General features: G+C 73.1%; 10 protein-coding genes. 6 read left to right on the forward strand and 4 right to left on the reverse strand.

Going from position 1 to position 20,158, the window contains the following annotated elements; translation table 11 throughout:
- The first annotated feature begins 157 nt into the window (after positions 1-157).
- From WME96_RS25540 to WME96_RS25550, 3 genes are all read left to right on the forward strand, one after another.
- The gene (locus WME96_RS25540) at positions 158-2,017 is read left to right on the forward strand and encodes a sigma 54-interacting transcriptional regulator (protein WP_437284203.1); all 1,860 of its coding nucleotides are present in this window, start codon (positions 158-160) and stop codon (positions 2,015-2,017) included.
- Positions 2,014-6,252, forward strand: a complete 4,239-nt coding sequence (locus WME96_RS25545) for an nSTAND1 domain-containing NTPase (protein ID WP_437284204.1) — start codon at positions 2,014-2,016, stop codon at positions 6,250-6,252. The genes WME96_RS25540 and WME96_RS25545 overlap by 4 nt, the downstream gene beginning before the upstream one ends.
- Positions 6,253-6,602: 350 nt before the next feature.
- A complete protein-coding gene (locus tag WME96_RS25550) occupies positions 6,603-9,221 on the forward strand; it encodes an ADYC domain-containing protein (RefSeq protein ID WP_437284205.1) in 2,619 nt (872 codons plus the stop codon).
- Between the two features lie 30 nt (positions 9,222-9,251).
- Here WME96_RS25550 and WME96_RS25555 read toward each other — a convergent pair whose 3' ends face one another.
- Complete coding sequence (locus tag WME96_RS25555) at positions 9,252-9,686, reverse strand: YciI family protein (protein WP_437284206.1); 435 nt, start codon at positions 9,684-9,686, stop codon at positions 9,252-9,254.
- Between the two features lie 351 nt (positions 9,687-10,037).
- Here WME96_RS25555 and WME96_RS25560 point away from each other — a divergent pair, with 351 nt between their 5' ends.
- Positions 10,038-11,339, forward strand: a complete 1,302-nt coding sequence (locus WME96_RS25560; protein WP_437284207.1) for a cation:proton antiporter — start codon at positions 10,038-10,040, stop codon at positions 11,337-11,339.
- A 63-nt stretch (positions 11,340-11,402) separates the two neighbouring features.
- Here the strand turns inward: WME96_RS25560 and WME96_RS25565 are convergent, their stop codons facing one another.
- Positions 11,403-12,053, reverse strand: coding sequence for a TetR/AcrR family transcriptional regulator (locus tag WME96_RS25565; protein WP_437284208.1), 651 nt, complete (start codon positions 12,051-12,053; stop codon positions 11,403-11,405).
- Positions 12,054-12,109: 56 nt separating this feature from the next.
- On the opposite strand from WME96_RS25565, the gene WME96_RS25570 reads away from it, so the two are divergent.
- Both WME96_RS25570 and WME96_RS25575 read left to right on the forward strand, forming a co-directional pair.
- Entirely contained in the window at positions 12,110-12,721 is a 612-nt protein-coding gene (locus WME96_RS25570) for a peroxiredoxin-like family protein (protein ID WP_437284209.1), read from the forward strand.
- Positions 12,722-13,400: 679 nt separating this feature from the next.
- Positions 13,401-15,527, forward strand: coding sequence for a cytochrome-c peroxidase (locus WME96_RS25575; protein WP_437284210.1), 2,127 nt, complete (start codon positions 13,401-13,403; stop codon positions 15,525-15,527).
- Between the two features lie 24 nt (positions 15,528-15,551).
- On the opposite strand, the gene WME96_RS25580 is transcribed toward WME96_RS25575, so the two are convergent.
- Both WME96_RS25580 and WME96_RS25585 read right to left on the reverse strand, forming a co-directional pair.
- Positions 15,552-18,710: a hybrid sensor histidine kinase/response regulator gene (locus WME96_RS25580; protein WP_437284211.1), complete on the reverse strand. Its 3,159-nt coding sequence runs from the start codon at positions 18,708-18,710 to the stop codon at positions 15,552-15,554.
- A 307-nt stretch (positions 18,711-19,017) separates the two neighbouring features.
- Positions 19,018-20,097 (reverse strand): glycosyl hydrolase 53 family protein, encoded by a 1,080-nt coding sequence (locus WME96_RS25585; RefSeq protein ID WP_437284212.1) that lies wholly within the window; start codon positions 20,095-20,097, stop codon positions 19,018-19,020.
- Positions 20,098-20,158 lie beyond the last annotated feature (61 nt).

Raw genomic sequence — 20,158 nt, forward strand, 5'->3', positions numbered from 1 at the left:
GGCGACGGGAGCCCGCCGCGCGCAACGCTTGCTGAGTCGGCAAACGTTGCCGAGCCTCGCCGGCGCGCTGGCCGGGCTGGCCGCGCCCTGGCCGCGGGCTGGCCGCGGGCTGGCCGCCGGTTGTGAGGGTCGCCCCCCTGAGCGATACTCCGGGCCAATGTGTCCGCGGCCGGATCCGAACCTCGAGACGCAGACGCTCGCCAGCACGTCCGCCGCGCCGACCGGCGTGCGACCCCACCTGCTCGTGATCCAGGGGGGCTCGTCGTCGCGCGTCTGGCTGCCGTCCGGCGGGGCGCTGCTCGTCGGGCGCGCGGCGGAGGCCGATCTCCGCATCGACAGCAGCGCCATCTCGCGGCGCCACGCGCGGTTCGTCGTCGCCGACGGCGAGGTCAGCGTGGCCGATCTCGACAGCCACAACGGCGTCTGCGTCAACGGCGAGCGGATCACGGGGGCGCGGACGCTCCGCCCCGGCGACGTGGTCGCCCTCGGCGACGTCGCGCTCATCCTCCGGTGCGAGCCGCCGGCGCGCAGCCGGAGCGCCGTCGACGCGGGGCAGCTCCGCCAGCGGCTCGAGGAGGAGGTCGAGCGCGCCGCCGATTACGGCCGCCCGCTCGCGGTGCTCGCGCTCCTGCTCGGCGACGGGGCGACGCTCCGCGCCGCGGGCCAGAGCGCGGCGGCCGCGGTGCGGCGCATGGACATCGTCGCCTGGGGCGGGGACGCGCAGCTCGTCGTCGTCTTCCCCGAGCTCGCCGGCGAGGCCGCGCGGTCGGCCGCCGCGGAGCTCGTGGAGGCGCTCGCCCCGGTCGCGCCCGCCGCGCGCGGCGGCTTCGCGTGCCTGCCGGCCGACGGCTGCGACGCCGACACGCTCCTCTGCGCGGCCCGCGCGGCCGCCGACGTCGCGGCCCCGGGCGGCGTCGCCGCGGCCGCCGAGGCCACCGTGCGCCACGTCCTCGGGGACGAGGCGGTGCTCCTCGCCGACCCGGCCATGATCCGGCTCTTCGACCTCATCCGGCGGCTCTCGCAGAGCGATCTGCCGGTGCTCGTGCTCGGCGAGACCGGCGCCGGCAAGGAGAACGCGGCGGCCGCCGTGCACCGCTGGTCGCGGCGCGCGGCCGGGCCGTTCGTGGCGCTCAACTGCGCGACGCTGCCCGAGACGCTCGTCGAGAGCGAGCTGTTCGGCCACGAGCGGGGCGCCTTCTCCGGCGCCGCGGCCGCGAAGCCCGGCCTCCTCGAGCGCGCCAGCGGCGGCACGATCTTCCTCGACGAGGTGGGCGAGCTGCCGCTCGGCGCCCAGGCGAAGCTGCTGCGCGCGCTCGAGGTGAAGCGGATCCAGCGCCTCGGCGACGTGCGCGACCGCGAGGTCGACGTGCGCATCGTGGCCGCCACGAACCGGGATCTCGAGGCCGAGTGCAAGGCCGGGCGCTTCCGGCAGGATCTGCTGTTCCGGCTCGGCGCCGCCGCGGTCGACCTGCCGCCGCTGCGCCAGCGGCCGCGCGAGATCCCGATCCTGGCGAGCGCGTTCCTCTCCCGGGCGCGCGCGCGGCTCGGCCTGCCCGAGGTCGAGCTGTCCGACGCCGCCCTGCGGGCGCTCGCGGCGCACCCGTGGCCCGGCAACGTGCGCGAGCTGAAGCACGCGATGGAGTTCGCCGCCGCGACGCTCCAGGGCGACGCGGTCGAGGTGTGGGATCTCCCGCCGCGCGTGGCCGGCCGCGCAGCCGAGGAGCCGGCGGAGGCTCCCGGGGCCCTCGCCGCGGCTCCTGGGGCCCTCGCCGCGGCTCCTGGGGCCCTCGCCGCGGCTCCGGAGGCCCTCGCCGCGGCGCCGGGCGCGCCGCGCCGCTTCATGCCGATCGCGGAGGAAGTGCGGCAGCTCGAGCGCCGTCGGATGGAGGAGGCGCTGGCGGTGACGGGCGGCGTGCAGACGCGCGCCGCGGAGCTCATCGGCATGCCGGTCCGCACCTTCGTGCTGAAGATCAAGCAGTACGGCCTGTCGCAGCGGGAGACGAAGCGCCGGCCGTGAGCGTCGCGGCGGAGCGCGCGGATCCGGCGTGGAGCCCCCCGGACGAGTTCGAGGAGTACCGCGTCCTGCGCCCCCTCGGACGGGGTGCCATGGGGCAGGTGTACCTGGCCGAGGACCGGCTGCTCGACCGGCTTGTCGCGGTGAAGTTCATCGCCGCGGAGTCGCCGTCGGAGGCGGCGCGCCAGCGCTTCTTCGCCGAGGCGCGGGCGGTGGCGCGGCTCTCGCACCCCAACGTGGTCGCGGTCCACCGCTTCGGCGAGGTGCGGCGGCGGCCGTTCCTGGTCTCCGAGTACGTGCGCGGCACGGGCCTCGACCGGCTCGACCGGCCCCTCCCCTGGGCCGAGGCGCTCTCCATCGGCGTCGGCCTTTCGCGCGGGCTCGCGGCGGCGCACCGGCGCGGCGTGCTCCACCGCGACATCAAGCCCGCGAACGCGGTCCTCTCCCACGAGGGCGAGGTCAAGCTGCTCGATTTCGGCCTGGCGAAGCTCCTGCCCGGGCCGGAGGGCGGCGCGGGCCACCGGCCGGAGGGCGGCGCGGCGCACCGACCGCCCGCCACGGCGGAGGGCGGCGCGGCGGGCGCGCCCGACGAGGGCGCGACGATGTCCGTGAAGCCGGGCGAGCCCCCGGCGCCGCCGGCCAGGGGCGCCCTTCCAGAGGACGGCGGCGCGACGGCGTCGTTCGCGTCGGGCCCTGCCGGGGCGCCGCTCGCGCGGCCCGCGGCGCGGCGCGACGGCGGCGCGCGCTCCGGCGGCGGCGCGCGCTCCGGCGGCGGCGCGCGCTCCGGCAGCGACGCCACCGGCGGCGCGCCGCCCGCCGGCGCCCCCCGTACGGCCGACGTGCTCCCCACCGGCGACGCCACCCTCGCCCGCGGCGCCCCTCGCCTGGAGGGCGCGCCTCGCCACCCCGAGAGCGTCGTCGGGACGCCGCTCTACATGGCGCCCGAGGTCTGGCGCGGCGAGCCGTCGAGCCCGCGCGCGGACGTCTACGCGCTCGGCGTGCTCCTCTACGAGCTCTGCGCCGGGCGAGCGCCGCACCACGGGGTGCCGTTCGCCGAGCTCCCGCGCGTCGTCCAGGAGACCGATCCGGCGCCCGTCGCGGCCCTCGCGCCCGGCATCGATCCGCGCTTCGCGGCGGCGATCGACCGCTGCGTGGACCGCGACCCCGCGCGGCGCTTCGCGTCCGGCGACGAGCTCCGCGAGGCGCTCGAGCGGCTCCTCGCCCGCCGCGCCGACGCCGCGGTCCCCGAGGGCAACCCGTACCGCGGGCTCCTGCCGTTCGACGCGGAGCACCGCGGGCTCTTCTTCGGCCGCGACGCCGACGCCCGCGCCGTCCTCGACCGGCTCCGGGCGCAGCCGTTCGTGCTCGTGGCGGGCGACTCCGGGGCCGGCAAGTCCTCGCTCTGCCGCGCCGGCGTGCTCCCCGCCGTGGCCGAGGGCGCGCTCGACACGGGCGCCGGCGCGGGCGCCGCCGGTCGCCCGAGCGGCGTCGGATCGATCGCCCTGCGCCCAGGCGGCGCGTGGACCGCCGAGCGCCCGGACGGCGGCGCGTGGACCGTCGTCTCGGCCCGGCTCGGGCGGCGCCCCCTCGCCGCCCTCGCGTCGGCGCTCGCCGCCCTCTCGGGCCTCCCGGGCGGCCTCGCCGACGGTGGCGAGCCCGCCCTCGTCGAGCGGCTCCGCGCCGAGCCGGCCGCCCTCGGGCGCGAGCTCTCGAGGCACGGCCGGCGCGTGCTCCTCTTCGTCGATCAGCTCGAGGAGCTCTGCACCCTCGCCGACCCCGCCGAGGCCGCCCTCGCGGCCGACGCCCTCGCGGCCCTCATCGGCCCGGGCGGCGGCGTGCGCCTGCTCGCGACAGCGCGCAGCGACTTCCTCGCCCGGCTCGGCGCGCTGCCCGGCCTCGGCGACGAGGTCCCGCTCGCCCTCTACCTCCTGCGCCCGCTCTCCCCGGAGCGGCTGCGCGACGTCGTCACCGGCCCCGCCGCCGCCAAGGGCTTCCGGTTCGCCTCCGAGGCGACCGTCGAGGCGCTGGTCCGCGAGGCGGCGCGGCCCCAGGGCGGCCTCGCGCTGCTGCAGTTCACGCTCGCCGAGCTCTGGGACGCCCGCGACGAGGCGCGCCGCGAGATCCCCGCCTCGGCGCTCGACGCGATCGGCGGCGTCTCCGGCGCGCTCGCGCGCCACGCCGACGCCGTGCTCGCCGCGCTCTCGCCCGCGCAGCGCGACGAGGCGCGGCGGCTGCTCGCCGCGCTCGTGAGCCCCGACGGCACGCGCGCGCGGCGGACCGACGGCGAGCTCCTCGCCGGCGGGCCGCTCTCCGATGCGGGGGGCGGCGTCGGTCCGCCAGGCGCGCGCGCCGCGCGCCGCGCCGCGCTCGACGCCCTCGTGCGCGGCCGGCTGCTCGTCGCCCTCGAGGCCGAGGCGGGCGAGCAGAGCGCCTACGAGCTCGCGCACGAGGCGCTCCTCCACGGCTGGGACACGCTGCGCGGCTGGCTCAGCGGCGACGCCGAGCGCCGCGCCGTGGCGCACCGGCTGGAGCGCGCGGCCGCCGAGTGGGAGCGCCTCGGCCGCGCCCCCGAGGCGCTCTGGACCGAGCGGCAGCTCGTCGAGGCGCGCGCCGTCGACCCGGCGGCGCTCGGCCCCCGGGACGCCGCCTTCCTCTCGGCGTCGCGCCGCGCCGCGCTCCGGCGGCGGCTCGGCCGGTGGGCGGCGGCGCTGGCGATCCCGCTGGTCGCCGGCCTCGGCGTCGCGCTGACGCGCGCGGCCGCCGCGCGCGCGGTCGACCGGAGCGTCGCCGCGCACGCGGCCTCCGCGCAGGCCGCGCTCGCGGAGGCGCGGGCGGCCGGCGCGGAGGCCGAGGCGCTGAAGCAGGGCGCCTCCGGCCGCTTCGGGGCCGGCGACGCCGACGCCGGCGAGGCCGCGTGGCAGCGCGCGCTCTCGATCTCGGCCGGCGCCGATCGCGCCTACGCGCGCGCGTCCCAGGAGCTCGAGGCCGCGCTGCGCCTCGGCGGCGACCGGGCGGAAGCGCGCGCCCTGCTCGGCGACGCGCTGGTCGAGCGCGCCGCGCTGGCCGAGCGCGAGCGGCGGTTCGCCCAGCGCGACGAGCTGATCGCGCGGCTCGCCGCGCACGACGACGGCGGCGAGCGCCGCCGCCTCTGGGACGCGCCGGGCCGCGTCGCCGTGGTCACCTCCCCGCCGGGCGCCGAGGTGTCGCTCCAGCGGTTCGTGCCCGAGGGCGGCCGCCGCGCCCTCTCGGCGCCGCGCGCGCTCGGCCGGACGCCGCTCGACGAGCGCGACGTCGAGCAGGGCTCGCTCCTGCTCACCCTGACCGCGGCGGGGCGCGCGGAGGTGCGGCTCCCGGTGGTGATCGCGCGGGGCGAGCGCGTGCGCCTCGACCTCGCGCTCCCGCCGGCGGGCGACGTGCCCGAGGGGTTCGTGTACGTGCCGCCGGGGCGCTTCCTGTACGGCATGGGCGAGGAGGGCCAGCTCCGGGGGATGCTCAAGGCGCAGCCGCTCCACGCCGCCGAGACGGGCGCCTACCTCATCGCGCGGCACGAGGTCACGTTCGCCGACTGGATGGAGTACCTGCGCGCCCTGCCCGCGGACGAGCGCGCGCGGCGGACGCCGGCGGCCCACAAGGACTGGCACGTGCTGGAGCTCGCGCAGCCCTCGGGCGGCGCGTTCGAGCTCCTGCTGAAGCCGACGGTCGAGGCGTACCGCGCGCGCGAGGGCGAGCTGCTCCGCTACCCGGGGCGCGCCCGGCGCGCGGCGCAGGACTGGCGCCGCTTCCCGGTCTCGGCGATCTCGTTCGACGACGCGAGCGCGTACGCGGCCTGGCTCGACCGGACCGGGCGCGTGCCCGGCGCGCGGCTCTGCACCGAGCCGGAGTGGGAGCGCGCCGCGCGGGGCGCCGACGATCGCGTCTTCCCGGGCGGCGACCGGCTCGAGCCCGACGACGCCAACCACGACGCCACGTACGGCCGCGATCCGCTCGGCTTCGGCCCGGACGAGGTCGGCGCGCACCCCGCCTCCGCGAGCCCGTTCGGGGTCCACGACCTGGCCGGCAACGTCTTCGAGTGGACCGTGTCGGCCGACGGCTCCGCCGAGCCCGTGCTGCGCGGCGGAAGCTGGTACGAGAACGCGCTCACCAGCGTAAGCAGCAACCGCGAGCCCTCGGAGCCGACCCTGCGCGACGCGCTCGTCGGGGCGCGGATCTGCGCGACGCCCCGGCCCCACCGCGACTGAGCCGCGCCCGGGATCGCGACGGCGAACAGCGTGAAAGAAATTTTCCGCCGTACATGCACGCAATCGGCGCAGGGCGAGCGCGACCGGCGGGCGCTGGATCGGTGCAGCAGCACACGCCGCGCGGCGCGAGGACCAGGTGGTACGTCGCTTGCGAGGACTTGCGGGCACGGGCGCGCGCAGGCGTGGCATCGCGCGCGCCGGCAAGTCGCTCGCGCGGTCGCACGCTCGTGCGCGCGCAGAGCACGGAAAGGCGAAGAGACCTCGATATGCACGGTTCCGAGAGGCGTGGGACTCCTTGGCTTGGCGGTTCGACCCGGCGGCGCGGCGGCGCCCGCCGCACCGCTGTCGGATTGAGCTTTTGCGCCGTCATCGCCTCGGGCGCCGCGTGCACCGCGGTGGACGTGGAGGAGACGCTCGCGGGCGAGAGCGAGCTCGTCGCGAAGAGCGCGCCCATCGAGGGGATCGTGGTGTCTCCGCCGATCGCGATACCGACCGCTCCGTCGTCCGGAACATCGCTCGCGACGTGCACGCGGCCGCGCGCGAAGCCGGGCGATCCTTCACCCGACCCGTCCGGCGCCGACCCGCTCATCCAGTCGCCCCTCCACCGGTCCCGTAACGGGATCGAGCTGCACGGGCGCTGGGATCCCGGCGCGTCGTATGGCGAGCTCGAGCCGTCCGAGGTGCCCAGGCGTTTCCGCCTGGCGGAGATCACGAAGGACGGCAGGCGCGTCGGCGCCCGCGTCGAGCAAGGCAAGCTGACAGGCAGCTTCGACAACGGCGCTCGTCTCGTCGACGCGGACTGGGCCGGCGCAGAGCTGAAGGTCGATCTTCTCTGCGTCGACGGCGATTGGCAGACGTTCCCCGCGCGCATCCACGGCGTGAGCGCGACCGGCCATGGCTACGATGTCGAGATCCAGGACCCGGACAGGGCGGAGCAGGGCGAAGCCTCGTGGAGACCGGCATGTCGCGCGACGCTGGAGATGCCCGAGGCGAGCTGGGCGACTCCCTTCGCCGAGGTCTGGGACGAGCGCGGGACCCGGACCGCCTCGACGGGTTACTTCACGTTCGCCTGCGCGACGTCGGCCATCATCAAGTGCGACAGGATGGGTTACAACGACGTACCGAACAACGACGACGCGCAGCGCCTCCGGCAGACGTGCACCCGCATGGTGCGGGCCGACTTCTCCGGCAAAGACCGATCCGCCACGGCGGAAGGGACCCTGATCGACGCCGAGGACAACAGGGGGATCCAGATCCGTGAGCAGGGGGACCACGTCCCCGAGCTCCCCCTGGAGGCCGTCTGGAGCCCCGACGGCGCGATTTGCCGGAATCACTGGCGCGTCGCCGGCCATCCCGACAATCACGGGGGCCCGCCGACGACGTGCTCGGCCGAGGACACGGCGCTGGACCCCTCTCGCCCCCACCTGATCCGGAGCTGGTCTTGCGATCCAGGCGCGCTGTGCGAGCGCCAGTACTCCTCGGTGTTCCTCAGGAACTGGCCCGCGCGGGGGGGCCTCACGCAGTGGTCGAACGTCACGGTGGTCAACCCGAACGCCACGGAGGCCACCGTGAAGCTGACCGTCTTCCCGACCGGCGGGGGGGCGCCGCTCGGCGCCGTGCAGATCACGCTCAAGGCATTTGAAGCCTACAGCTCGTACGGCGATCCGCGCTGGGACGCGATCGACGACGGCGATCTCCTGAGCGATCGCGCGGCAGGGTGGATCGCGCTCGCGTCCGACAAGCCCGTCGTGGCGACCCACCGCACCTCGCTCCGCGCCGGGAGCACCTGGAACGCGCCCGCCCGGCTCGTCGAGGACGAGCCTTTCCTGACGTCGCCCTCCAGGCGGCTCTTCTCGAGCTATTACCTGAAGGGCTGGCCCGAAGCCGGCGGCCGGACCCAGTGGTCGAACGTCGTGGTGAACAACCCGGCGACAAAGCAGGTATCCATCACGGTGCGGATCCATGGAGTCGACGGCAGCCTCCACGAGTTCGACCGCGCCCTCCCCGCCAGGGGGGTGTGGAACTCGTATGGCGACAGCGACTGGCTGGCCGTGCCCAACACCCCCACGAGGACCGGCGCGCTCGGGTGGGTCGAGATCAGGTCGGACGAGCCTGTCGTCGCGACGAACCGCATCGTTCACCGCGACGGCTCGACGTACGACGCGCCCGTGGCGCTCCTCGACGACGTGAGCTTCGCGGCGGCGACGTCGGCGGCGAAGAAGCTCGCCGCGAGCTCCTTCCTGCGGAACGTCCCCGCGACGGGCACGATGACCCAGTGGTCGAGCCTGGTCGTCAACAACCCCCATCCGGCGCAGGTGGCCATCACGGTCACGGTGCGCCGCAACGACGGAGGCGGGGCGCTCAGGAGCTTCACGAAGGTCATCCCGCCGTTCGGCGCCTGGAACGCCTACGGCGACCCGGACTGGACGAGCGTCCCGGCCACCGGCAGCGGCGGGCGCTCCGAGGGCTGGGTCGAGATCAGCGCCGACCTTCCTGTCTTCGGTATCAACCGGGTGATCCTGCGCGACGGAGCCACCCTGAGCTCGCCGGTCGTCCTGTTCAACGACGAGCCGCTCGTCGCTGCCTCCTCCGACACCCTGATCAGCTGGCCTTACATCAAGAACTGGCCCGGCGGCGAGGGGCTGACGCAGTGGAGCGCGCCGGTCGTCAACAACCCGGGCGAGCAGTCCGTGACGATGAGGGTGCAGGTCTGGACGACGGACGGGAGCCCTCTCGGCGAGCTCACGCCGACGATCCCCGCGAAGGGCTCGTGGGACGCCGCGAGCGATCTGGACTGGCACGCGCTACCGCACACCGATGCGGCCAATCTCCGCTCGCTCGGGTGGATGACGCTCATCCCCTCGACGCCGCTGATCGCCACGAACCGCCTCACCTTGCGCAAGGGGACCACGGCGGACGCGCCGATCGTGCTCTACGACGCGACGCCGTTCGTCCGCGCGCGCAACTGAGCGCGACGCTCCCCGTCGACCGCGGGTCGATCACCGCCCCTTCGAGAACGACGCCCCCCACGTCGGCGCCACGTCCAGGAGGATGTCCCTGAAGCGCGGCGGGATGTCCGAGAGCTCCGTCATCTGCTGGATCGTGAGCACCTCGGCGGCGCCGAACCCGACGGGGCAGCGCAGCGCCCATGCGATCGCCTCCTCCTTCGAGCTCACCTCGATCAGGTAGAAGCCGCCGACCAGCTCCTTCGTCTCGACGAAGGGCCCGTCGAGCACGGCGCGCTTTCCCCCGGAGATCCCGACGCGCGCGCGGGCCCCGGCCGGGTTGAGCCCCTCGGACGCGATCAGCACGCCGGCCTTCGCCATCTCCTCGTTGTATTTCATGTAGGCCGCGAAGAGCTCCTCGTCCGGGGCCCCCTCCGCCTCTGACTTCGCCTGGTCGGTCCCGGGTGCTGCGGTGATGATGAAGCGCATCGTCGTGTCTCCTTCTGGTGTCGTGAGGGGCGCCGGACGGTCGTCCCGGCCGGCTGGGCCCTGGCTCCACCGTCACGACGAACGAGGGGGCGCGCGATCGACACGCCCGGGGAGTTTTTTCTGGGCGCGGGCAACGTGGGCGGGGCGGCGGCGGAAGCGACCCCGACCCACCTGGGGTGGACCGCGCCGCCGCGGCCGCAACCCGGGTCAGGTCGCGGCGCAGGCAGTTGGCGCTTGACATTTCGACACGGGTTGAATCTTCTTCCGATAAACCTTTGACGTCAAACCTTCGATCAGGACGGCGCCGCATCGCGCTCGAGCCGATGCGCGCCGCACCGTAGGTGTGGGAGCATGGATCTCTTCCAAGTCTCAGCGGCCCTGCTCTCGCTCGCTGCGATCTTCAGCTATCTCAACCATCGGTTCCTCAGGTTGCCGACCACGATCGGCTTGATGCTGATCGCGATGACCACATCCATCGCCATGGTGGCCATCGGCGTGATGTTCCCGGCCGTGGAGGCGTCGGCGCGGGAGCACCTCTCGGGCATCGACTTCAACAAGACGTTGATGCAAGGGATGCTCGGCTTCCTGCTCTTCGCCGCGGCATTGCACGTCAACCTCGCGGATCTGAAGAAGCAGCGGCTCGTCATCGGCGTCCTGGCGACCGGGGGTGTGCTCATGTCCACGGCGCTGGTGGGCGGCATGACCTACGGCCTCATGACGCTGATGGGCGTGGAGATCCAGCCGCTCTACTGCTTGCTCTTCGGCGCGCTGATCTCCCCCACCGATCCCATCGCGGTGCTCGGCGTCCTCAAGCACGTGGGGGCGCCCAAGGAGCTCGAGATGAAGATCGCCGGGGAGTCGCTCTTCAACGACGGCGTGGCCGTGGTGGCGTTCATCGGGCTCCTGGAGATCGCGTCGGGGACGTCGGGCTTCGACCTGCAGAGGCTCTCGCTCCTGTTCGCCCAGGAGGCGATCGGCGGCGTGCTGTACGGTCTCGCGCTCGGCTTCGCGGCGCTCGCCATGCTGCGACAGGTCGACGACTACAAGGTCGAGGTCCTGATCTCGCTGGCGACCGCGGCGGGCGGGTACGCCCTCGCGTACGCGCTTCACGTCTCCGGTCCGATCGCCATGGTGGTGGCGGGGCTCTTCATCGGGAACGAAGCGCGCGCCGGCGCGATGAGCGAGAAGACCCGCGAACACCTGGACGACTTCTGGGAGTTGATGGACGAGATCCTGAACGCGGTGCTGTTCGTCCTGATCGGCCTCGAGCTCTTGATCATCGCCTTCAACGGTCAGTCCGTGCTCGCGGGGTTGCTCGCGTTTCCGGTCGTCCTGCTGGCGCGGTTCATCGCGGTCGCGCTCCCGGTGAGCCTCATGAAGAGGCGCCGGCCCTTCACCCCGGGCGCGATCCGCATCCTGACGTGGGGCGGTCTGCGCGGCGGCGTCTCGGTGGCCCTCGCGCTCTCCATCCCGGCGAAGCTCGCGGACGGCTCGCTCGTCCACGAGCGCGAGATCGTGCTGTCGATCACCTATGTCGTGGTGGTCACCTCCATCGTGGTGCAGGGCCTGACGATCGGCCCCTTGCTGCGCCGGACGATCGCCGCCGCTGCCGCCCCTGAGCCGGAGGACCGGCTCCCCGTGGCAGCCGCCTGATCGGGCGCGACGACGGCGCGCCGGCCTCCAGTGATCTCTGAGGCCACCGGTGCTTGCCTGTCATCAACAACCGGCGTGTTGCTCGTCCGCATGGAGGCCGCGCAGCACGATCGCCAGCCCGCCGAAGAACTCCTGGTCCGGCGGCACGCGCCGCGCGTCACGAGCCGTCGAAGAGAGAAACGGGTACGCCGCCTCGGACAGCGCAGCGAGCTGCGTGGTCCCGGGCCCCGACAGCGGTCCGAGGTGCTCGGCCTGCAGCGCGCCGATCACATAGCTGTTCAGGCAGCGAAACGCGATGACCCGCCGCGCTCCGGCGAACCCGGCCTCGGTGAGCACCGCGAGCAGCGCCTCTCCGAACCGGCGCACCCCCTCGGAGCTGTGCCGATGGGCCAGCGTCAGCGGCACCACGGACGGGTGCGCGCGGATGGCGTCACGCACCCGTCCGACGAGGATCGTCACCCGCTCGCTCCATGCGCCGCGCGACGGCACCTCCAGGTCGACCGCGCCGAGCACCAGGTCGACCACCAGCCGCTCGATCTGCTCGCGATCGTTCACGTACCGGTAGAGCGCCATCGTGCTCATCCCCAGCTCGCCGGCGACCGCGCGCATCGAGAGCGCCGCGAGCCCCTCACGGTCGATGACGGCGAGCGCTGCGGCAGCGATGCCTGGATGGGAAAGAGAGCGCGGGCGCGGCATGGCCTTGACAGCGTACATCGCACGCTCATACTTTGGTAGGTGTACGACGTACGCCTAAAAAAGGAGGAGAGCTGATGTCCAGACAGGTGAAGCCCGGGGCCGTCGTGACCGGACGCGAGCTCGTGAGCGTCACCGGCGTTCCGCTGCGCGTCCCGGACCCGGCGTTCCTGACGCATCTGCAGTTCCGGCGCTTCGCCGGCTGCCCGGTCTGCAACGTGCACCTGCGCTCCTTCGTCCACCGACACGACGAGATCAGCGCCGCAGGCGTTCGCGAGGTGGTGCTGTTCCATTCGCCCGCCGACGAGCTCCGCGAGCACGTGGCCGGCCTGCCGTTCGCCGTCGTGGCGGATCCGGACAGGCAGCTTTACAGCGAGTTCGGTGTCGAGTCCGCGCCCCGCGCGCTGCTCGACCCGCGGGCGTGGTGGCCGATCGTCAGGGCGATCGCGCTCAGCCTGCCGGCGGTCATCGCGCGGCGGCAGCGACTCCCCTCGCGCGATCCGCACGGCGGCCGGCTCGGGCTGCCGGCCGATCTGCTGATCGCGAGCGACGGTGGGGTGCTGGCCGTGAAGTATGGCGAGCACGTCGACGACCAGTGGTCAGTGGACGATCTGGTGACCCTGGCGCGACACGCGACAGCGACGGCGAGCTCGACGACGGCGAGGAGCGCGGCCTCGATCGCTGCGTGAGCGCGGACAGCGCCAGGTCCTTCTCGGCCGCGGGACCATGCCGCCGTCGCGGACGGCGGCGCTCCGATCTGCGCCGGTCGCGCGGCGCCGCCGTCGCGGACGCGGACAACAGCGCTCCTGCGGCGTCCCTCCCGATCCTTCAGCGCCTCCTCGAAGGGGGTAGTCTCGCCATCTCGCCATGACCTCGATCGCCAGGTGATCCGCGCTCGAATCGCTCCTGCCCGCGCTGCGGCTTCGACGACATTGCCGCGAGTCGGCGGATGGGTCAGGGTTTCGGCGGCGCGCATGGCCGGCCCTGCTCGGCGCGGCGCCGCCGGCACGACGAGAGGATACGTCCTGTCCGCTCATCCCTCTTCGTCCTGCCCTCGATAGAGGCCGTCCTGTCCCCGGATCCATCGCGCGGGCCGATGCGCTCGCGACGCGAGGACACGCCGGGTCGAGGCGGGACGACAGGAGATCCGACGAGGCGTCGGCGCGCCCTGGACACGCGCCGTCTTTCCGAGGCTCGAATGGACTGAAGGAACTCGAACGACGACGGGCGGAGCGCCGTGGAGCGTCGAGGCTCGCGGGATCCACCCGTCCGAGGACGGGCGAACAGGCCCGCGGCCCGCGCTCCGCGCGAGGGCGCCGGTTCGCGTCGCCCATCATCGACTCGCGCAGCAACGAAGGAGGTTTCCTCGTGATCGCTACGGCTTGTTCTGGCGACCCGCGCACAGGCGGGCTCGGGGCGCTGTTCGTCGGCGCCGTGATGGGGCTGTCGGCGACCGCCGGCTGCTCGGACGGGGCCTTCGCGCCCGCGGGCACAGGAGGCGCGGATCCCGGACCGAGGTCGCCGCTCGACCCCGTCGAACCGTCACCGCCCGTCGCGCCCGGGCCCGGCGAGCCGCCGCCGTCGTATTCGCCGGGCGACGGCGCCGCGCCCGCGCCGGATGACCCGCCGCCGACCATCGGCTCGCTCCGAGGCGTCCGCGTCCCGGAGCCGCGCGAGCTGTCTCGGTACGTCAAGAGCAGGGAGAGGGCCGTCGCGCTCGGGAAAGCGTTCTTCTGGGATATGCAGGCGGGCAGCGACGGTGTGGCGTGCGCGACATGCCACTTCCACGCCGGCGCCGATCACCGCAAGAGAAACCAGCTCAGCCCCGGGCTCCTCCACCTGGACCCCGAGCGGCGCGAGCGGTTCGACGCCCTGGCGTCGGGCGCGCGGGGTGGACCGAACTTCGCCCTCCAGGCGAGCGACTGGCCGCTCTTCCGCCTCGCCGACCCGGGGGACCGCGGGTCGGACATCCTCTTCGAGACCGACGACATCGTGTCTTCGCAGGGGGTGTTCAGCGCCCGCTTCAACGCCATCGTACCCGGGAGCGACAAGGACGACTGCACGCTGCTGCCGGACGTCTTCCAGGTGCAGGGCGCGAACGTGCGCCGCGTCGAGCCGCGGCACACGCCCACGGTCATCAATGCGGCGTTCAACTTCCGCAATTTCTGGGACGGACGCGCGAACAACCATTTCAACGGGGTGAACTCCTTCGGCAGGCGAGACCCGGACGCCGCCGTCCACGCCGCGCGCGACGGCGTCCTGGTCCGCGAGAGGGTCGACCTGGACAGCGCGAGCCTCGCCTCGCAGGCGGTCGGCCCGCCGCTCAGCCCCTTCGAGATGTCGTGCGAGGGGAGGACGTTCCCGGACATCGGCAAGAAGCTCCTGCGACTCAGGCCGCTCGCCGGCCAGGGCGTGGATCCCACGGACAGCGTCCTCGGCGCGCTCCGTCACCCGAGCGGACAGGGGCTCGCGCCGTCGTATCGTGAGCTCATCGAAGCGGCCTTCGAGGACGCGTACTGGTCCCCGGACCACCGCGTCGACGACCGGCCCCTCGTGGAAGCGAACTTCTCGCTGTTCTGGGGTGTCGCCATCCAGCTCTACGAGGCCACGCTCGTGTCCGACGACACCCGGTTCGATCGCTTCGCCGAAGGGGACAGCGCCGCCCTGAGCGACGAGGAGCGCGCGGGGCTCGCGATCTTCCAGGGCAAGGGCAAATGCATCAACTGCCATCATGGCCCCGAGCTCACCGGAGCCGCCACCCACCTGCGGGACGAGGCCGAGGAGGGCGGGTTGGTCGAGCGCATGCTGATGGCGGACGGCCGCCCCGCGCTCTACGACAGCGGCTTTTACAACATCGGCGTCCGGCCGACCGAGGAGGACGTGGGCCTCGGGGGCGTGGACCCGTCCGGCGCTCCGCTCTCGTTCACGCGGCAAGGGAAGCTCCTCGCCGCGGGCCACGACGTGCCGGATCCCTTCCGCGTCGACCCGGCGTCGTTCGAGATCGATCCAGGCTCGCCGATCGACCCGCGCGAGCGCGACGCGGTCGACGGCGCCTTCAAGGTCCCGACGCTCCGGAACGTCGCGCTGACAGGCCCCTATTTCCACAACGGCAGCGCGCTGACGCTCGAGCAGGTCGTCGAGTTCTACAACCGAGGCGGCAACCGGCGCGACCGGGAGGGCGGCGACACCACCGGGCTCGATCCCAACCCGACGAACCTCGATCCGGACATCGCGCCGCTCGGGTTGACGGACGGCGAGGCGAAGGCGCTCGTGGCGTTCCTTGAGACGCTCACGGACGAGCGGGTCCGGTTCGAGCAGGCGCCGTTCGATCACCCACAGCTCTTCGTGGCCGACGGCCACTTCTGGAACGAGTGGACCATCGTCGACGACGGCACCGGCCGCGCGCGCGAGAAGATCAAGGAGATCCCGGCGGTCGGCGCCGCGGGGCGCAGCGCGAAGGACCTCCCCCCGCTCGAGCCGTTCAACCCGCTCTGAGCGTCGCGCGCGCCGCCGGCCGCCTCACGCGTGCATCGTGAACGTGGCCAGGATCTCCTGCAGAGAGCTCGGCTCGATCGGCTTGATCAGGTGCATGTCGAAGCCAGCCTCCCGCGCCCGCCGCCGATCCGCCTCCTGGCCATAGCCGGTCATCGCGATCATCAGCGAGGGCGAGACGCCCGCGCTCTCCTTCGCGCTCTCTCTCAGCTCTTTCAAGGCCCGCGCCACACCGTATCCATCCATGCCGCCGGGCAGACCGATGTCACACAGGACGACCTCCGGCCGGAACGCGCGGGCCGCTTCCACACCGGCGCGGCCGGACAGGGCGACCTCGACCCGATAGCCGTCCATGGTGAGCAGCGCCTGCAACGTCTCGGCGGCGTCCTCGTTGTCCTCGATGATCAGGACGCGCAGCGACCTCGGGTCGACGCCCGGCGGCGGCGCGGCGCGCTCCGGGGGCGACTCCGGCCCACGCGAGAGCGGAAGACGGAGGACGATCTCCGTCCCTCGACCGATGCCGGCGCTCTCGGCCGAGACTGCGCCGCCGTGGAGCTCGACCAGGCCCTGGACGAGCGCCAGCCCCAGACCTAGCCCGCCCTGGCTGCGGTCCAGGCTCCGGTCGGCCTGGCTGAACGGCTCGAACATGCGCGCCAGCATCGCCGGATCCATGCCGATGCCTGTGTCGCGGATACGGATGGCCGCGGCGCCCTCCGCCGTCGTCGAGAGCGTGACCGTCACCCGGCCGCCGGCGTCGGTGAACTTGTTGGCGTTGTGCAGCACGTTGCTGACCGCCTGCGAGAGCCGGGTGGGATCGCCGGAGACCCAGACCGGCCCGTCCGGCAGCTCCAGATCGAGCGACAGGCCGCTCGCCTCGAGCGTGCTGCGGTAGTCCTCGGCGGTCTGCCGGAGCAGCCTCGCCAGGTCGCAGCGCTCCTTGCGCAGCGGGATCCTCCCGCGCGCCACGCGCGAGACGTCGAGCAGGTCGTCCACGAGCCGCGCCATGTGCGACACCTGCCGATCGATCACGCCGCACGCCCGCGTGAGCGGCGGTAGCTGCCCGGCGACGCGCCGCAGGATCTCGACCGCATTGCGGATGGGCCCGAGCGGATTGCGCAGCTCGTGCGCGAGCATCGCCAGGAACTCGTCCTTGCGCTGGTCTGCCTCCTTCAGCGACGCCTCCGCGCATTTCTGATCGTGGATATCCGTGCAGGTGCCATACCACCGCAGGATGTCGCCCTCCGGCCCGCGGACGGGCGCGGCGCGGACCAGGTACCAGCGGTGCTCGCGGCCGGCGGCGTCCCCGAAGCGGTATTCGACCTCGTAGGGCTCGCCGGTCACGACCGCTCGGTGCCACGCGGCCAGGGACCTCTGGCGATCGTCCTCGTGGAGGAAAGAGAGCCAGCCCTCACCGAGGGCTTCGCCCTCCTTCGTTCCGGTGCGCTCGCGCCACTGGCGGTTCCCGTAATCCATGCTGCCGTCGGGGCCGGCCGTCCACACGATCTGCGGCATCGCGTCGGCGAGCTCCCGGAACCGCGCCTCGCTCTCGCGGAGCGCGTCGTCGCTCCGCTTCCTCTCCGTGATGTCGTGGGCAGCGCTGATGACGAGCCGCCTGCCCGCCGCGTCCCTCCCCAGCGGCGCGCCGCTGAACACCCACGTGCGCTGAGCGCCGCTCGCCGTGGTGACGTTGAACTCGTTCTCGACCGGCTTGCCCTCCAGGCCATAGACGGCATCGATCGCGGTGAGGGCGGCGCCCTGCCGCGAGCCGTGGGCCCTCGCGGTCCACGCGTTGATGGTGGGGATCTGCTCGCGGGTGTACCCGCTGAGGTCGAGCCACGCGCGGTTCACGATGATGATCTGCCCGTCCTCGGCGTGGATCATCATCGGGAACGGGGCCGCCATCACGGCGCGTCGGAGCCGCTCCTCGCTCTCTTGCAGCAGGAGCTCCGCGTTCTTTCGCTCGGTGAAGTCGATGATCGAGCCGATGTAGCCGAGGTACTCGCCCCGCGGGCCGAGCCGCGGAGAGGCCGAGTCGACGCACCAGCGGTAGGCGCCGTCGGCTCGCCGCACGCGGAAATCCATCCTGTAGGCCTCGCCCCGCGCGCTGGCGTGCACGAAGGCCTCCGCCGCCGCCGGCCGATCCTCGGGGTGGACCGCATCGAGCCAACCAAGGCCGAGGGCGGCCGGCTCGGGCTGCCCCGTGAAGTCCAGCCAGGCCCGGTTGGTGTACGTGCAGGCCCCGTCGGAGCCCGTGACCCAGATCATGACGGGAGAGTGATCCGCCATGTTGCGGAAGCGCGCCTCGCTCTCGCGCAAGGCCAGCTCCGCGCGCTTCCGGGAGGTGATGTCTCCGAGCACGCCCGTCATCCGGAGCGGCCGCCCGTCGCGGTCCCGCTGCACCAGCCCGCGGCTGTGGACCCAGCGCTCGCGCCCGCTGGCGTCGAGGATGCGGAACTCGCAGGAGTAGTCCGTCTCGCCGCGCAGCGTGCTCTCGACCTGGGCCCAGACAGCGTCCCTGTCGTCGGGGTGCAGCAGCCGCAGGAAGCCGTCCACGCTGCTGCCGAGCTGCGCCTCGCTGACGCCGACGAGCTCGAACGCCTCACGCGACCAGAAGACGTGTCCGCTCGGCACGTCCCACTCCCAGATGCCGAGCTGGCCGCCCGCGAGGGCCAGCCGCAGCCGCTCCTCGCCCTGGCGCAGACCCTCCTGGGCGCGCCGGCGCACGGTGATGTCGCGACCCGTCTCCAGGACGAGCGGCCGACGGTCGATCCCCTCGACGAGCCGCATCCGGCTCTCGAGCAGGATCTTCCGGCCGTCGCGGGCCGTGTGCTGGAGCTCGCCCGCCCAGCAGCCTTCGCGCTCGAGCGCCCCTTCGATGTACGCGAGCGGCACCGGGAACACGGTGGACAGGAGCTCGTGGCTCGACCGACCGATGGCGTCGCGCGCCGAGAAGCCGTAGAGCCGCTCGGCTCCAGGGCCGAAGTACACGATCCCGCCCGTCCCGCCGAGCTCCCAGGCGAAGGCCACCTCACTGACCTGATCCAGCAGGGCCGCCTTCAACCGAAGCTCGCCCGCGACCGTCCCGCCCTCGCGGCAGTCGTCCGCCGTGAAGGTCTCGGGCAGGAGAGGGCTCGCCGCCCCGCGGGCGAGCCCGCTGCCAGGACGCTGCGGCGTCGCCTTCAGCACGTCTCTCCTTCGGGCCGTCGGGTTCGACCGACAGGCCAGGGATCGGCGATGGGCATCGGGATCTTCTGTCGGTCTTCAGCGCATGCTGCAAGCGCCGCGGCGTGTGTTCCTCAGGATGAGGTCCACGGAATGACAGGCAACTTGAGCGGCCTTGGTGAAATGGAGATCGGGCAGCCTGGAGCGAGCCGAGCAGACAGGCGCGCCGTGCACCGCGGCCATGTCTCCGCCCGCCTGGTACGGCCAGACGTCTGGCCGTCCGTGGCCAGACGTCTGGCTGTCCGTGGCCAGACGGAGCGTCACCACCCTGCTACAGGCCGAAGCTCGCCTTGATCGCGTCGAACTCCGCGAAGTCGTCGCCGTTGGCCCTGTACGTGCCGCCCTGCGACGTGAAGAGGGACGAGCCCCATGAACCGCTCTGCGTCGGCTCCCAGAAGAACGTCCCGAGCCCTCGGCCGTCCGGCAGGTCGCGCATGATCTGATTGGCCTTCGTGCGCTCCGGGTTGTACTCCGCGATCGCGAACGACAGATCCGGAAAGGTCTCGGCCAGGGTGTTGAACGTGTTCTCCCATACTTCAGGCTCACCCTGAAATGCCGTATAGCAGGAGAGCCCGAGGACATCGAACGAGACGCCTCGCGTCCTTGCGCTGTTGACCCACCACGTGACGCCGTTGACGTCCTCGGTGTTCTCGACGTGCAGCATGATCTTGATGGTGTCATCGACCTCCTTGACCCCGTCGATGCCCGCCTTGAGCAGGGCGGCCAGGTTGTCCCAGTTCTGGTTCGTCGCTCGCCCCGTGAGGCCTCCCGGATTGACGACCGAATCGTTGCCCCAGCAGTCCGTGCTCGCGGACGGCACGTGGATGAGCATGCCCGGCGTGATCTCGTTGCCGATCTGCACCATGTCCGGTCGCGCGCCCGCGCTGACGAGCGCGCCGACGACGTCCCTGGTGTAGGCCTTCAGGAGGCCCGTCAGCTCGTCGATCGATCGGGCATCCCGCCAGGCCTCGGGGATGATCTGTTTGCCAGGATCGGCCCAGGTGTCGCTGTAATGGAAGTCGAGCAGGAACCCCATGCCCGCGGCCTTGATCTGCTTGCCGAACTCGATCGTGTGGTCCTTGTCGCAGTAGGTCTCATCCTTCGCGCAATCACCGCCGGTCCCGAAGGCATATCCGTAGGTAGCGCCTGGGTCCACGAACGTCCGGAGCCGGATGTAGTTGAATCCATGATTCTTCAGCAGCGCGAGCATCCCTTTTTCGTTTCCGTCCGTGTCCGTGTACGTCGCGCCGTCATCGACCGCCTCCTGGACGCTGGAGATATCAGCGCCCAGGATGAAGCTGGGCTCGAACACCGGCATGCCGCCCATCCCGCCCGTCCCGGAGCCGCCCATACCCGCCGACGTGGAAGAAGTCGAAGAGGACGAGCTCGTCGCGACGGATACGCTTCCCCCG

This window comes from Sorangium sp. So ce406 (assembly GCF_051474675.1).
In the GTDB taxonomy this organism is placed as follows: domain Bacteria; phylum Myxococcota_A; class Polyangia; order Polyangiales; family Polyangiaceae; genus Sorangium; species Sorangium cellulosum_G.